Here is a 14533-nt window from a genome sequence, read left to right on the forward strand (position 1 = left end):
GCGCAATTGTATACAGTTGCGCCGCGGCTGAAAAATCGGCGCTACCAACGGCGCCGCCCATTACAACTTTGTCAGCTTGCCCTGCCACCCCTGCCGGCAGGGTATAAAGCAGGCCCCGCAACGATGGACCCGCCATGAAGCTGCTCATAGTCGAAGACGAACCCAAGACCGGCCAGTACCTGCGCCAGGGCATGGCCGAGGCCGGCCTGGCCACGGACCTCGCCACCGATGGGCTGCGCGGCCGTGAACTGGCCCTGTCCGGCGCCTATGACCTGATCATCCTCGATGTGATGCTCCCCGGGCTCGACGGTTGGCAGGTCCTGCGCAGCCTGCGCCAAGCGGGCCTGCAGGTGCCGGTGCTGTTCCTCACCGCGCGGGACGCCGTGGAGGAGCGCGTCCACGGCCTGGAACTGGGTGCCGACGACTATCTGGTCAAGCCTTTCGCCTTTGCCGAGCTCCTCGCCCGGGTACGCACCCTGCTGCGCCGTGGCGCCGCCCCACCCCAGGAAACCAGCCTGGAACTGGCCGACCTGCACCTGGACCTCCTCAGCCGCCGGGTGGAGCGCAGCGGCCGACGCATCGACCTCACCACCAAGGAGTTCGCCCTGCTGGAGTTCTTCCTGCGTCGCCAGGGCGAGGTACTGCCCAAGACCCTGATCGCCGCGCAGGTCTGGGACATGCACTTCGACAGCGAGACCAACGTCATCGAAGTCGCCGTCCGCCGCCTGCGGGCCAAGCTGGACGACGACTTCCCCACCAAGCTGATCCACACCGTGCGCGGCATGGGCTATGTGCTGGAGGCGCGGGAAGGCTGATGCGCGGACTCTCCCTCACCACCCGCCTCGGCCTGCTGTTCGCCGCCTGCACGGCCAGCGTCTCGCTGATCGCCGGGCTGCTCTTCAACCGCGCCGCCGAGGCCCACTTCGTCGAACTCGACCAGCAATTGCTGGAACTCCGGTTCGAGGCCTTCCGCAGCCTGGTAGCGGAAGTGGACAGCCCCGCCGCCCTGGCGCCCCGGCTGGATGCCCTGCAGGCCGAATTGCGGCTGCACCCGGACCTCTCCATGCGCCTGGAAGGCCACGACGGCCGCTACTGGTTCAACAGCGCCGACGGGCTGCGAGCCCCCGGGCGCGACGGTTTGCACGACTGGCAGCAGGACGGCACCGATTACCGGGTCTATGGCGCGCCACTCAGGCCCCGGGACCCGGAATCTCCGCGCATCTCCCTGGCGCTGGACATTACCCATCACCAGCATTTCCTCGAGCGCATGCAGCGGCTGATCTGGCTCACCGTGGGGCTTTCGGCGCTGGCCACGGCCCTGCTCGGCGCCTGGGCCGCACGCAGCGGCCTGCGCCCGCTGCACCGGATGGCCGAAGTGGCCGCCGGGGTATCCGCCAGCTCCCTCACCACTCGCCTGGCGGACGACCAGGTACCCCAGGAACTGGTAGAGCTGGTGCGCACCTTCAACGCCATGCTGGGGCGGCTGGATGACGCCTTCCAGCGGCTTTCGGCCTTCTCCACCGACATTGCCCATGAGCTGCGCACGCCGCTGACCAACCTGCTGACCCAGACCCAGGTGATCCTCAGCCAGGAACGCGCCGTGGACGACTACCGCGAGGCCTTGCACTCCAACCTGGAAGAACTCCAGCGCCTGGCGCAAATGGTTGGCGACATGCTGTTTCTGGCCAAAGCCGAACACGGCCTGTTGGCCACCCGCCGCGAGGCCCTCGACCTCGCCGGCGAACTGGACGCCCTGCTGGACTACTTCAGCCCCCTGGCCGAAGACCGGCAGATCACCCTGCACCGCAGTGGCGAGGCCAGCTTAAGCGCCGATCGCGGCATGCTCCGCCGTGCCCTCTCCAACCTGCTGGACAATGCCCTGCGCTTCACCCCCGAAGGCGGCCGCATCGAACTGGACCTGGCCAGCGATGCCCGCGGCCTGCGCCTTACCGTGGCCAACAACGGGCCGGAAATTCCGGCGGAGTTCCTACCGCGGCTGTTCGATCGCTTTTTCCGCGCCGACCCGGCGCGCCGCGAAGGCCGCGAGCACGTCGGCCTGGGGCTGGCCATCACCCGCTCCATCGTCCGCGCCCATGGCGGCGAGATTCGCTGCGAGTCCGCCAGCGGCTGGACGCGCTTCATCCTCGAATTTCCCGCCCCCTGAAACGCAGAAGGCGCGCCGAGTGGCGCGCCTTCCCGTCGATCGGGGCCGATCAGCTCTGGGCGGTCGACCAGTCGATCATGCCGAACTGCCAGGTCGCCAGGATCAGCAGGCCGAAGCCGATGCGGTACCAGGCGAAGGCCGCGTAGCTGTGGCTGCCGATGAACTTCAGCAGGCTGCGCACGGCGATCATCGCGAAGATGAAGGACACCACGAAGCCAACGGCGAACACCGGCAGGTCGCCGGGCTGGAACAGGTCGCGGTACTTGTAGCCCGAGTAGACCGCCGCGCCGACCATGGTGGGCATGGCGAGGAAGAAGGAGAACTCGGTAGCCGCCTTGCGCGACAAGCCGAACAGCAGACCACCGATGATGGTGGCGCCCGAGCGCGAGGTGCCCGGCACCAGTGCCAGGCACTGGGCGCAGCCGACCTTGAGGGCGTGCTTCCAGGTCATCTCATCGACGCTCTCGGCCTGTACCTTGTGCTGGCGCTGCTCGGCCCAGAGCATCACTACACCGCCCACCACCAGGGCGCTGGCCACCGTGATGGGATTGAACAAGTAATGGTGGATCACATCAGCGAAGGCCACGCCGAGGATCACCGCCGGAAAGAAGGCCACCAGCAGGTTCATGGTGAAACGCTGGGCGCTGCGCTGAGTGGGCAGGCCGACCACGACGTCGAAGATCTTCCGCCGGTACTCCCATACCACCGCCAGAATGGCGGCCAGCTGAATGATGACGTTGAAGGCGATCGCCCGTTCGCCGGTGAAACCCAGCAGGTCCGCGACCACGATCTGGTGACCGGTGCTGGAGATCGGCAGGAACTCCGTCAAGCCTTCGACAACCCCCAGAATGATGGCCTGCATGGCCGTCCACAAATCCATCGAAACTCTCCCCCGAGGCACGCCCTTCAGGCTGCCTTTGTGTACGAATGTGCAGGTAGCTGGCCCCCACCCGGGTGCCGAACGGCGATGAGACCGGATGCCAGCGAGCAGGTTCCGGGGACGAACGCGCCTTCAGCGCCGCCCCGGAGCGCCGGAATGCTAACAGAGAGCCGACCCGAAATCGCGGCCAATAGGCGACGGCCATGACAGCCCCCAGCCGAAACCCGGACGAGCCGTTACAATCGGCGGTTTTCTTCCATGAGATTGGCAAGGTGTCTCTTCTCGAACTCGCCGCCGCAGCCCTCGGTGTACTGGCCGTATGGCTCACCGTCAGGCAGAACCCCTGGTGCTGGCCGATCGGGCTGGTGATGGTGCTGATGTACAGCTGGATCTTCTTCGAGGTGAAGCTGTACTCCGACATGCTCCTGCAATTGGTCTACGCCGTCCTGCAACTGTACGGCTGGTGGCAATGGACCCGGGGCGGACTTTTGCATGACGGGCGCCAGGTCAGCCGCCTGGGCGTGGGAGCACTGGGCCAGGGCCTGCTGGCCGGCGCCGCCGGCAGCCTGGCCCTGGGCTATGGCATGGCGACCTGGACGGATGCCGCAGCACCCTGGTGGGACGCGGCGCTCACCGCGTTCAGCCTGGTGGCCCAGTTCTGGATGGCGCACAAGCGCCTGGAATGCTGGCTGCTCTGGATAGTGCTGGACCTGCTCTTCGTCCTGCTGTTCCTCGGCAAGGACCTGTACCTGACAGCCGCGCTCTACGGGCTCTTCACCCTACTGGCCATGCAGGGCTGGCGCACCTGGCGGCATGAACTGGAGCCGGCCGCGGCATGAAAGTGCTGGTGCTTACCGGGCCGGAATCCAGCGGCAAGAGCTGGCTGGCGGCTGAATTGCAGGTCAAGTTCGGCGGGCTGCTGGTAGGCGAGTACGTCCGTCACTTCATCGACCGCGAACAGCGCGATACCTGCTATGCCGACATACCGGCCATTGCCCGCGGCCAGCTCGAATGGGAGGACCGCGCCCGGGCCGAAGCGCCTCCCCTGCTGATCCTCGACACCCACCTGCTCAGCAATATCCTCTGGAGCCGGAAATTGTTCGGCGACTGCCCCGTCTGGCTGGAACGCGAGCTGCTGGCACGCAGCTATGACCTGCATCTGCTGCTGAGCCCGCAACAGGTGGAATGGGTGGACGACGGCCAGCGCTGCCAGCCTGACCCGGCCGAACGCCAGGCGTTCTTCGAGGATTGCCGCGCCTGGCTCGAAGGCACCGGCCAAGCCTATGAGGTCATCGAGGGCGATTGGGAAACTCGTCGAGCACATGTCCTGCAGCGGATCGCTCGCTGGATACACGAACCTTTCGATCGCGAATGACTTCGCTGTCCCGTAGGGTGGAGATCGCGAAGCGAATTCCACCAGATGTGCGCCGGGCTCAAGGCTCATTGGTGGACAAAAGAGCGCTGTCCACCCTACAGACGAGGCGGGCCCCGGCCGCGAATGCGTCCGCATAAGGGCGAAGCAACGCCTTCAGGAAGCGCTGGCGCCGGGCAGTTCGATGCGCACTCGCAGTCCCCCCAACGGGCTTTCCTGCAGGCTAAGGCGGCCATGCCAGGATTCGACTATGTCGCGCACGATGCCTAGCCCCAGGCCATGCCCGGCCACCTGCTCGTCCAGGCGCGCGCCACGGCTGATCACCGCCTCGCGCTGGTCTTCGGCGATGCCCGGGCCATCGTCGTCCACTATCAGGCTGTAGCCGTTCGCCTCGCCCCGAATGGTCAGGTTGACCTGGGTTTCCGCCCATTTGCAGGCGTTGTCCAGCAGGTTGCCGAGCAGTTCCAGCAAGTCTTCCCGGTCCCAGGGCAGTCGCAGCCCCTCGGGGGCGTCCCAGTCCAGATCGAGGCCGCGGTCATGGATCAGCGCCAGGGTGGAGAACAGGCCGGGCAGTTCCTCGGCGCAATCGAAGTGCGCCCCTGGTAATGCCTCACCCGCGAGGCGCGCGCGCCCCAGTTCGCGAGCAAGGCGCTGTTCGATCTGCTCCAGTTGCTCGCGCAAAGTGGCCTGCAGTTCGGGGTAGCCACGCAACTCTTCGCGATCGGCCAGGCTGACCAGCACGGCAAGGGGCGTCTTCAACGCATGGCCAAGATTGCCCAGGGCGTTTCGGGAGCGCCTCAGGGTGTCTTCGGTGTGGCTGAGCAGGTGGTTGATCTGCGCCACCAGGGGTTCCAGTTCCTCGGGAACCCGGCTGTCCAGTTCGCTGCGTTGCCCCTGCTGCAGCTGGGCGGTCTGCTGGCGGACCTCCTCCAGCGGGCGCAGTGCCCGGCGCACGGTGAAACGCTGCAGCGCAAGGATCAGCAGCAGCCCGGCCACCCCCAGGGCGAACCCGGTCCACTGCACGCGGCGGAAGCTTTCCAGTACCGGGGTGTAGTCCTGTGCCACGGCGATGCGCACCTGGCGACCGAAGCGCCGGTAGTCGCCACGCCAGGCCAGAAGCTTCTGCTCAGCCGGCCCATGCAATAGCCCCTCGACCAGACCTTGCTGCTGCGGCATGGGCAATTCCGCATCCCAGAGGGAACGGGAACGCCAGGGCTCTTCTCCCAGCTCGATGATGAAATAGCGGCCGGAATAGGGTTGCTGATGGGCGGGATTCAGGCGTTTCTCGTCCAGCTGGATACCGTTGGGGCCACGCACCAGCGCACTCAGCAACAGTTCGGCTTCGCTGCGCAGGCCTTCGGCCAGGTAGCGGCGTAGCCCCAGGTCGAACAACCAGAGGCTGGTTTGCGCCAGAACCAACCCAACCAGTAGCAGCACGCCGACCAGCCCCAGGCTGAGCCGGCGCTGGATCGACCTCATCGGCCCTCACCGGTGAAGCGGTAGCCCTGGCCGCGGCGGGTCTCGATCACCTCGCGACCGAGCTTGCGGCGCAGGTGATTGACGTGCACCTCGATCACGTTGGAGTCCCGCTCGGTTTCGCCATCGTAGAGATGCTCGGCCAGATGACTCTTCGACAGCAGCTGGCCGGGATGCAGCATGAAGTAGCGCAACAGGCGGAACTCGGCCGCAGTCAGCTGGACCTCCTCGCCATTGCGGGTGACGCACTGGCGCGCTTCGTCCAGCTGCAGGCCGGCCGCTTCCAGTTGCGGCTGGTTGGCCAGGCCATGGGCACGACGCAGCAGCGCCTGGATGCGCAGGGCCAGTTCCTCGGGGTGGAAAGGCTTGGTGAGATAGTCGTCGGCCCCGGCCTTGAGGCCGTCGATACGCTCGGCCCAGGAGCCCCGCGCGGTCAGGATCAGCACTGGCGTAGCGAGGCCGCCGGCGCGCCATTCCTTCAGCACCTCGAGCCCCGGTTTGCCGGGAAGGCCGAGGTCGAGAATGATCAGGTCATAGGGTTCGCTGGCCCCCTGGTGCAAGGCGTCGCGGCCATCGGCGAGCCAATCCACGGCGTAGCCTTGGCGGCCGAGGCCGGTGGTGAGCTCATCGGCCAGGGGCACATGGTCCTCTACCAGCAACAACCGCATCAGTCGTCTTCCTCGTCCTTCAGGATGCGCCCGTCGCGGGCATCCAGTTCCAGTTCGCGCACCGTACCAGTGGCGGTGACCAGTTCCACTTCGTAAATGTAGACGTCATCCTCTTCCTCCAGCTCGGCCTCCAGCAGGCGCGCCCCGGGGTAGAGCCCAAGGGCGCTGCGCAGGAGTTGGTCGAGGGGCATGATGACGCCCTCTTCACGGAGCTTCAGGGCCTCGTCCTGGTCCAGGTCCCTGGCCACCGCCTCGAGGGCGAAGATGGCCAGGACCAGGGCAACGATCCCACTGTAGCGAAGGATCCAGCGCATCAGTCGTCCTGGTGATCCTTGAGGATCTGGCCATTGGTGGCGTCGAGTTCGAGATCCCACTGCACGCCCTGGGCGTCACGCAGTTCGACCTGGTAGACGTAGCGGCCGTATTCCTCTTCCAGTTCGGTCTCGTTGATGGTGCCGCCGGAATGCTTGGCCAGGGCTGCGGCATTGAGCTTCTCGAACGTCTGGATGGTACCGGTGTCGCGCAGCTTCAAGGCCTCGTCCGGGCCGAGGTCACGAGCCTGGGCGATACCGGCAGTGGCAGCGAGCGTGGCAACGGCGAACAGGGCAGCGAGCTTCTTCATGATCCTTTCTCCTTGGGAACATCTGTGCTTTCGATGGGCTCAAGATACCCAGGGCCACTTAATTCAAGCTGAATTTGCCTGAATGCTTGGGACGGATCATTCAAGCCCTGAAGCGGCTTGGCCTCGACCGGGTCGCCACTATAATCGCTGCCTTGCATTCAGGAGGCCTGCATGAGCGCCATTCAGATCAAGTTTCCCGCCCTCACCCTGCGCGCAGGACGCCGCGCCCTGGCGCGCATCCGTGAGCAAGGCCTCCAACCCGCCGATGTCGGCATTCTGCCCGGCGCCGCTGGTGGCCCCAAGGCCCTTGGCATCCAGGGCCTGGACCTGGCGCTGTTCGGCGACTGGTTGCCGCGCGCACCGCGCGAACGTGCCCTGATCGGCGCTTCCATCGGCTCCTGGCGCTTCGCCAGTGCCTGCCTGCCGGACGCGACCGCAAGCCTCCGCCGACTGGGCGAGCTCTACACCAGCCAGCGCTTTCCCAAGGGCGTGAGCATGGCGGAGGTCAGCCGCCTCTGCAGCCTGATGCTGGACGACCTGCTCCAGGGCCAGGACGCCAAGGTCCTGGCCAATCCCCAATACCGGCTGAATGTCGTGGTGGTGAAGAGCCACGGCCTGCTCGCCCATGACCGCCGCAGCACCCTTGGCCTCGGATTGTCGTCGGTGATCGGCAGCAACCTGCTGGGCCGCCCGCGGCTGGCCCGGCACTTCGAACGGATCATCCTCCACGATGCCCGCCAGGCGCCGCCGCTGGCAGCGCTTTCCGACTTCCCGTCGCGCTACCACGCGCTGGACCAGGGCAACCTGCGCCATGCGCTGCTCGCCTCCGGCTCGATTCCCATGGTGATGGAAGGGGTTCGCGACATCCCCGGCGCCGGCCCCGGCACCTACCGCGACGGCGGCCTGCTCGACTATCACCTGGACCTGCCCTACAACCCCGGTGGCGTGGTGCTCTACCCCCACTTCACCGACAAGGTGGTGCCCGGCTGGTTCGACAAGGGCCTGCCCTGGCGCAAGGGCAATGCGGAACACCTGCAGGACGTGCTATTGGTTTCCCCGTCGCGCCAGTACCTGGCTACCCTGCCCCACGGCAAGCTGCCCGACCGCAAGGACTTCAAGCGCTATCTCGGCGATGACGCCGGGCGTGAACGCTATTGGCGCAAGGCCATGGCCGAGAGCCAGCGCCTGGGGGATGAATTTCTCGAACTGGTGGAAAACGGCAGGCTGGGCGAACGCCTGCAGGACCTCTGACCTGAGACGCACGGAGCGAAAGGAGTACAGGGATGAAACTCGCGGTCGCCGTCATTCACGGCATCGGCAATCAACAGGACTCGCAGGATCCGGAGGGCCAGCACACCTTCGCCCAAGGCCTGATCCAGGGGCTGCGCAATCGCCTGGGCATCGATGCGCAGAGCATCGCCTTCCAGTCGCTCTATTGGGCGAACGTGCTGGACAAGCGTGAGCTGGCCTACCTGGAAAAACTCGAACGGGAGCCGGTGCGCTGGCGCTGGATGCGGCGCATGGTCACCCTCTTCCTCGGCGATGCCAGCGGCTACCGCAAGGTCAGCCAGGCCTACGACACCACCTACGAGCAGGTGCACCAGAGCGTGCGCAACGGCCTCAACGCCCTGCGCGCCAAGGTCGGGCCAAACACGCCGCTGGTGATCCTGGCCCATTCCCTGGGTGGGCACATCATCTCCAACTACATCTGGGACCAGCAGAAGCTCAATGCCACGCCGAGCTGTCCACGCGATCCCTTCCTGGCGATGGAAACCCTGGTCGGGCTCGTCACCTTCGGCTGCAATATCCCGCTGTTCACTTTCGCCTATGAGCCGGTACAGCCAATCCGCTTTCCCGGGCACTGCCTGGACGAACGCCTGAGCCAGGCAGCACGCTGGCTGAACGTCTATGCGCCGGCCGATCTGCTTGGCTACCCGCTGCGCCCGGTCCAGGGCTATGCCGCCGTGGTCCACGAGGATCGGCCCATGGCGGTGGGCTCCTGGTTCAGGCGCCACACGCCCCTGAGTCACCTGGAGTACTGGCACGACACGCGCTTCCAGAACTACCTGGCGCGCCACCTGCGCGACCTCCTGCACGCCTGCTCCGGCGCAGGCGAAGCGTCGTCCATCGCTCAGCCCGGCCTGCCATCCAGCCTTGGCGTACACAGCAGCACCGCGTAGTGCCGCAGGAACAGTGCGAATGCCAGGGCCCAGCAGAACGCCGCGAGCCAGAGCGCGGTGCCAGGTAGCAAGGTTGTCAGGAACACCCTGGCCAGCGCGCCGAGATTGAGCAGGGCGAAGGCCAGTCCCATGCCGCGCGGCGGGTCCAGCGGCCGCCCACTGTGCCCCAGGCTGACGCGCGCGATCATCGCCAGGATCAGCCCGCCCATGGCGCCGACACCCAGTGCGTGCTGGGCCAGGCTCGGTGTGGCCAGGAGTCCAGAATGCCAGGCCGCCAGCCCCAGGGGGGCCGCAGCCAGCCAGGCGAAGGCCAGATGCAGAGGCCAGAGCAGCACCACCCGCCAGATGCCGGCGTCATACCAACGTGCGAGGCGCACCAGATTGCCCACGCCAAGAGCCGCGCAGAGCGCTGCCAGCAACAGGCTGGGATGCGCGCCGAGGCCGGTGGCAAAGCTCGCCGCCAGCAGCATGCCCGCACCAAGGGTTGCCCAGTCCAGCCAGGGCAGCGCCTTCACCTGCTGGGTACGCCCCAGGCCGCGCTGGGTGAAGAATGGAATCACGCGCCCACCGATCAGCCCCATCAGGGCGGCCACCAGCCAGAGCGCCGCCAGTACGCCCTGGCGCTGCAGCGCATCGTTGTCAGCCGCCAGTCCCCAGAGCACCAGGGCATCGGCCGCGGCCAGCAGAATCAGCACCACCACCACGGGATAGTTGCCGCGCTGACGCACACGCCAGAGGCTGCATCCCATCACCCAAGCGACGGTGGGCAGGAAAGTCAGTTCAAGGGGAATCAACAGCACAAGCGGCGCGCCCAGCAGCCAGGCCAGTCGCGCGCCCAGCCAGGACATCGCCAGCAGCGCCAGGGCGCGACCACGCAGACCGGGGTTGCCGGTCCAGTTCTGCACTGCGGTAAGGAGGAACCCGGCGATGATGGCGCCACCGAAACCAAACACCATTTCGTGGCGATGCCAGGCCAGCCAACCACCCGCCGGTTGCCAGGCACCGGCATGGCCATTGAGTGCGGCCAGCCAGATCAGCACGGCCAGTGGGGCGAATGCCGTACCGAAGAGAAAGAAGGGCCGGAAGCCCAGGCGCCAGATCGGCCGGATGGCCAGTTCACGGGAAGCATCAAGCAATTGCACAGGCAAACTCCCTTTCGTTCTTGCGCATCTGGTACAGGGCCGTGAGGCGCATTACGTAGCCCAGCTTGATCGAGGTCGGACCCAGGATGACCATGCCATGGGCGCCGATCAGCATGGACAGCCCCAGTTGGGCATCGAGGTAGTAAGCGCCTGCGATCCCCAGCAGCAACAGGAACAGGCCGATCCAGAGGAACAGGTGAGACAGCTGCAGCAATCGCAGGGGGCATCCGAACACGCGGGTCATGATCGCGCTCCTCGGTGGAAAGCCCGGCGCGCCTCGGCGCCGGGCGGCTATGGTCAGGCCTCCAGGGCGCCGGCCGGTCCAAAGAACTCGTAGTGGCACTGACGCTCGGGCACACCCAGCTCCCGCAGATGCTTCTTCACCTGGGCCATGAAGGGCTTGGGCCCGAGGAAGTACGCATCCAGGTCGCGCTCGCCCGGCAGCCACTCGGCCAGTTGCTCGCGGCTCAGGAAGCCGGTGGCATCGGCCTCATCATTCGCATGGGGCTCGCTGTAGCAGAAGAAGCGGTTGAGCTGCGGAATGGCAGCAGCCTTTTCCTCGATCCAGTCACGGAAGGCATGGACCGCGCCGTTGCGCGCGCAGTGGATGAAGTGGATCGGCCGGCCGCTGTCCTGCGCTGCCTCCAGCATGGCCAGCGCCGGAGTGATGCCGACGCCGGCAGTGATCAGCACCAGGGGCTTGCTGCCGGGGCGCAGGACGAAGTCGCCAGCCGGGGCGAACAGTTCGATGCGCTGGCCTACCTGGAACTGGTCATGCAGGTAGTTGGAAACGCGGCCGCCCGGCTCGCGCTTGACGCTGATGCGGTACTCGCGGCCATTGCCGAGGGCGGACAGGGAGTAGTTGCGGCGCACTTCCTCGCCGTCGAGGTTCAGGCGCATGCCGATGTACTGGCCGGGGATGAACTCCAGCAGCTCGCCACCATCTTCCGGGGCGAAGTAGAAGGACGTGATCTCCGCACTTTCCGCTTCCTTGCGTACCAGGCGGAACCAGCGCGCGCCACGCCAGCCACCCGGAGCGGCCGCGCTGGCAGCGTAGATTTCCTCTTCGGCGCCAATCAGCAGGCCAGCCAATTGCTGGTAGGCGGCCGCCCAGGCCTCGATGACCTCATCGGTCGCCACCTCGGCGCCCAGTACTTCACGGATAGCACGCAACAGGCAGGTGCCAACGATCGGGTAGTGCTCGGGCAGCACCTGCAGAGCCGCATGCTTGTTGATGATCTTGCCTACCAGCGGGCCAAGGGCTTCGAGCTGGTCGATATGCCGTGCGTACATCAGCACCCCGTTGGCCAGGGCGCGCGGCTGGTCGCCGCTGGCCTGGTGGGCCTGGTTGAACAAGGGACGCACTTCCGGATATTCACCCAGCATGATCTTGTAGAAATGATGGGTCAGCGCCTCGCCCCCAGTCTCCAGCAGGGGCACGGTGGATTTGACGATGGCACGTTGTTGGCTGGACAGCATAAGAACTCCATTATCGGGTGTGGGTCTTTCTGCCTCTTCTATTCCAGCTTTCGTGCCAACTATTTATCCGTTTAAAATCAATATCTTACATATTGATATGTTTTTTTGACTACACTGTCAGACAGGTCATATCGACACGCAGGAGTCAAAATGACAACCCATCCACTGCTGCAGACCCTGATCCCCCTGGTCAGCGATCTGTCCCGCGAGCTCCCCGAGCGCGAACGCTACCGACGCCTGTTGGAGGCGCTGCGCGGGCTCCTACCCTGCGACGCCACCGCCCTGCTCCGTCTCGATGGCGAGCAGTTGGTGCCGATGGCAGTGGACGGCCTCAGCCAGGACACGCTGGGACGGCGCTTCAAGGTGTCCGAGCACCCCCGGCTGCAGGCCTTGATGGAGAACCGCGGTGTTACCCGCTTCGCGGCCGATTGCGGCCTGCCCGACCCTTACGACGGCCTGGTGGAGGGGCACCAGGAGCACCTGGAAGTTCACGACTGCATGGGTTGCCCGCTTTACCTGGATGACCGCCCCTGGGGCGTGCTGACGCTGGATGCCATGGACCCTTCGCGTTTCGACGGCCAGGACCTGGAGGTGCTCGAGGGCTTCGCCAGCCTGGCTGCTGCAACGGTGAAGGCGGTCGAGCGAATGGACAGCCTCACTCGCCGAGCCCAGGACGAGCAGCAACTGGCAGAGGTCTATCGCCAGGCCGCCCGCCAGGTGCGCTCGCAGGAAATGATCGGGCAAAGCCCCCCACACAAAGCGCTGATGGAAGAAATCAACCTGGTGGGGGGAAGCGAACTGACGGTGCTGATCAGCGGAGAAACCGGCGTCGGCAAGGAGCTGGTGGCGCAGTCCATACACGCTCGTTCGCTGCGTGCCAGGCATCCGCTGATCAGCCTCAACTGCGCCGCCCTCCCCGAAACCCTGGTGGAAAGCGAACTTTTCGGTCACGTGCGCGGCGCCTTCTCCGGCGCGGTGAGTGAGCGCAAGGGCAAGTTCGAGCTGGCCGATGAGGGCACCCTCTTCCTCGATGAGGTCGGTGAACTCCCCTTGGCGATCCAGGCCAAGCTGCTGCGAGTGCTGCAGAGCGGGCAACTGCAACGGGTGGGGTCGGATCGCGAGCACAGGGTCAATGTACGGGTCATAGCGGCAACCAATCGCGACCTGGCGGAAGAAGTACGGGCCGGCCGCTTCCGTGCCGACCTCTATCACCGCCTCAGCGTCTATCCCCTGCGAGTCCCACCCCTGCGCGAACGTGGCCGCGACGTGCTCCTGTTAACGGGGTATTTCCTCGAGGAGAATCGCGCCAGGCTTGGCTTGCGCAGCCTGCGCCTCAGTCCGGACGCCCAGGCCGCCCTGCTCGGCTACAACTGGCCCGGTAACGTACGAGAGCTGGAACACCTGATCGGTCGCGCCGCCCTCAAGGCCTTGGCCGCCTGTGTCGAGCGGCCACGCATCCTTACCCTCACGGCCAACGACCTGGCCTTGCCGAGCAACCAACCCGCCCCCACCAGCAGGCCAGTCGATGCGCCTGAGATTGAAGCGGTGGGTGATCTTCGCGAAGCCGTGGACCAGTACCAGCGCCAATTGATCACCGCCAGCCTGGACCGCCAGCAGCAAAATTGGGCCGCGGCCGCACGCGAGCTAGGCCTGGATCGGGCCAATCTGCTGCGCCTGGCCAAACGCCTGGGCATCAAGTGAGGCAAGGGCTTCGTCCGGCCGAACCTGTCTTTTCAGTCGGGCGGCCCGAGAGCTGTTAAAATCGAGGCCTTCCTGCTTTGGCCAGGTAACTGGCTGTCACTTCAAGAGCGTTACTCAAGTGGAAATCTTCAAGGAATTCATATTCGAGGCCGCACACCGGCTCCCTCACGTGCCAGCAGGCCACAAATGCGGCCGCCTGCATGGTCACTCCTTCCGCGTAGCCATCTATATCGAGGGCGAACCCGATCCCTATACCGGCTGGATTCGTGACTTCTCGGAGCTCAAGGAGATCTTCAAGCCGCTCTACGAGCAGCTCGACCACAACTACCTCAACGAGATCCCCGGCCTGGAGAACCCCACCAGCGAAGTCCTCGCCAAGTGGATCTGGCAGCAACTCAAGCCCCTGCTCCCGGAACTCTCCCGCATTCGCATCCACGAGACCTGCACCAGCGGTTGCGAGTACCGCGGCGACTGACAGAGCGCTAGAAATGCAAAAGGCCACCTTCGGGTGGCCTTTGTTTTGGGGCAAGTTTCGGGTGGAAATCGCGAAGCGAATTCCACCGATACCGACCAGCTCAAGACCACCCGGTGGACAGAAAAGCGCTGTCCACCCTACGACGGGCGTGCGATTTTGGGGCTCTCGGACTCGGCAACAATCTTCACGGATTTTCCCGCGCGCAAAGACAAACCCCCGACCCGCGTGAGCGGATCGGGGGTTTGGAATAGAAGCTTGACGATGACCTACTCTCACATGGAGAAGCTCCACACTACCATCGGCGATGCGTCGTTTCACTGCTGAGTTCGGGATGGGATCAGGTGGTTCCAACGCTCTATGGTCGTCAAGCAATT

The 14533-nt window shown here is 65.5% G+C and carries 16 protein-coding genes and 1 rRNA gene; 8 read left to right on the top strand and 9 right to left on the bottom strand.

All coding sequences use genetic code 11. From position 1 onward, the window contains the following. Window positions 1-134 precede the first annotated feature (134 nt). Together ACFW0H_RS22460 and ACFW0H_RS22465 are read left to right on the top strand one after the other, a co-directional pair. On the top strand, window positions 135-815 hold the full coding sequence (locus tag ACFW0H_RS22460; RefSeq protein WP_422916058.1) for a heavy metal response regulator transcription factor: 681 nt from the start codon (window positions 135-137) through the stop codon (window positions 813-815). After that, window positions 815-2164, top strand: coding sequence for a heavy metal sensor histidine kinase (locus ACFW0H_RS22465; protein ID WP_422916059.1), 1350 nt, complete (start codon window positions 815-817; stop codon window positions 2162-2164). Before ACFW0H_RS22460 ends, ACFW0H_RS22465 begins: the two co-directional genes overlap by 1 nt. Window positions 2165-2213: 49 nt before the next feature. Here the strand turns inward: ACFW0H_RS22465 and ACFW0H_RS22470 are convergent, their stop codons facing one another. Beyond that, window positions 2214-3044, bottom strand: a complete 831-nt coding sequence (locus ACFW0H_RS22470) for an undecaprenyl-diphosphate phosphatase (protein WP_422916060.1) — start codon at window positions 3042-3044, stop codon at window positions 2214-2216. Window positions 3045-3316: 272 nt separating this feature from the next. Here ACFW0H_RS22470 and pnuC point away from each other — a divergent pair, with 272 nt between their 5' ends. Continuing rightward, on the top strand, window positions 3317-3883 hold the full coding sequence (gene pnuC, locus ACFW0H_RS22475) for a nicotinamide riboside transporter PnuC (RefSeq protein ID WP_422916061.1): 567 nt from the start codon (window positions 3317-3319) through the stop codon (window positions 3881-3883). Beyond that, window positions 3880-4419 (top strand): AAA family ATPase, encoded by a 540-nt coding sequence (locus ACFW0H_RS22480; RefSeq protein ID WP_422916062.1) that lies wholly within the window; start codon window positions 3880-3882, stop codon window positions 4417-4419. The genes pnuC and ACFW0H_RS22480 overlap by 4 nt, the downstream gene beginning before the upstream one ends. A 153-nt stretch (window positions 4420-4572) precedes the next feature. On the opposite strand, the gene ACFW0H_RS22485 is transcribed toward ACFW0H_RS22480, so the two are convergent. The 4 genes from ACFW0H_RS22485 to ACFW0H_RS22500 are packed head-to-tail and all read right to left on the bottom strand — an operon-like array spanning window position 4573 to window position 7182. Beyond that, entirely contained in the window at window positions 4573-5895 is a 1323-nt protein-coding gene (locus ACFW0H_RS22485; RefSeq protein WP_422916063.1) for an ATP-binding protein, read from the bottom strand. Continuing rightward, a complete protein-coding gene (locus ACFW0H_RS22490) occupies window positions 5892-6560 on the bottom strand; it encodes a response regulator transcription factor (RefSeq protein ID WP_422916064.1) in 669 nt (222 codons plus the stop codon). Before ACFW0H_RS22490 ends, ACFW0H_RS22485 begins: the two co-directional genes overlap by 4 nt. Beyond that, a complete protein-coding gene (locus ACFW0H_RS22495; protein ID WP_422916065.1) occupies window positions 6560-6874 on the bottom strand; it encodes a PepSY domain-containing protein in 315 nt (104 codons plus the stop codon). Before ACFW0H_RS22495 ends, ACFW0H_RS22490 begins: the two co-directional genes overlap by 1 nt. Further along, entirely contained in the window at window positions 6874-7182 is a 309-nt protein-coding gene (locus tag ACFW0H_RS22500) for a PepSY domain-containing protein (RefSeq protein ID WP_422916066.1), read from the bottom strand. Before ACFW0H_RS22500 ends, ACFW0H_RS22495 begins: the two co-directional genes overlap by 1 nt. A gap of 171 nt (window positions 7183-7353) precedes the next feature. On the opposite strand from ACFW0H_RS22500, the gene ACFW0H_RS22505 reads away from it, so the two are divergent. Both ACFW0H_RS22505 and ACFW0H_RS22510 read left to right on the top strand, forming a co-directional pair. Beyond that, on the top strand, window positions 7354-8433 hold the full coding sequence (locus tag ACFW0H_RS22505; protein ID WP_422916067.1) for a patatin-like phospholipase domain-containing protein: 1080 nt from the start codon (window positions 7354-7356) through the stop codon (window positions 8431-8433). 32 nt (window positions 8434-8465) lie between these two features. After that, complete coding sequence (locus ACFW0H_RS22510; RefSeq protein WP_422916068.1) at window positions 8466-9362, top strand: hypothetical protein; 897 nt, start codon at window positions 8466-8468, stop codon at window positions 9360-9362. Here the strand turns inward: ACFW0H_RS22510 and ACFW0H_RS22515 are convergent. From ACFW0H_RS22515 to hmpA, 3 genes are read right to left on the bottom strand one after another with little or no spacing between them, the layout of a single operon-like run. Continuing rightward, a complete protein-coding gene (locus ACFW0H_RS22515) occupies window positions 9314-10504 on the bottom strand; it encodes an NnrS family protein (protein ID WP_422916069.1) in 1191 nt (396 codons plus the stop codon). The two genes, ACFW0H_RS22510 and ACFW0H_RS22515, sit on opposite strands and share 49 nt — an antisense overlap. Then, entirely contained in the window at window positions 10491-10748 is a 258-nt protein-coding gene (locus tag ACFW0H_RS22520; RefSeq protein ID WP_422916070.1) for a transmembrane sensor/regulator PpyR, read from the bottom strand. The genes ACFW0H_RS22515 and ACFW0H_RS22520 overlap by 14 nt, the downstream gene beginning before the upstream one ends. Before the next feature lie 53 nt (window positions 10749-10801). After that, on the bottom strand, window positions 10802-11983 hold the full coding sequence (gene hmpA / locus ACFW0H_RS22525; RefSeq protein WP_422916071.1) for an NO-inducible flavohemoprotein: 1182 nt from the start codon (window positions 11981-11983) through the stop codon (window positions 10802-10804). 150 nt (window positions 11984-12133) lie between these two features. Here hmpA and norR point away from each other — a divergent pair, with 150 nt between their 5' ends. Both norR and queD read left to right on the top strand, forming a co-directional pair. Next, window positions 12134-13684, top strand: coding sequence for a nitric oxide reductase transcriptional regulator NorR (gene norR, locus ACFW0H_RS22530; protein ID WP_422916072.1), 1551 nt, complete (start codon window positions 12134-12136; stop codon window positions 13682-13684). 118 nt (window positions 13685-13802) lie between these two features. Continuing rightward, the gene (gene queD, locus ACFW0H_RS22535; RefSeq protein WP_377695651.1) at window positions 13803-14159 is read left to right on the top strand and encodes a 6-carboxytetrahydropterin synthase QueD; all 357 of its coding nucleotides are present in this window, start codon (window positions 13803-13805) and stop codon (window positions 14157-14159) included. Between the two features lie 253 nt (window positions 14160-14412). On the opposite strand, the gene rrf is transcribed toward queD, so the two are convergent. Further along, a 5S ribosomal RNA gene (gene rrf, locus ACFW0H_RS22540) occupies window positions 14413-14528 on the bottom strand. Window positions 14529-14533: the final 5 nt, after the last annotated feature.

Source organism: Metapseudomonas cellulosilytica (assembly GCF_049334135.1).
Taxonomy (GTDB): domain Bacteria; phylum Pseudomonadota; class Gammaproteobacteria; order Pseudomonadales; family Pseudomonadaceae; genus Metapseudomonas.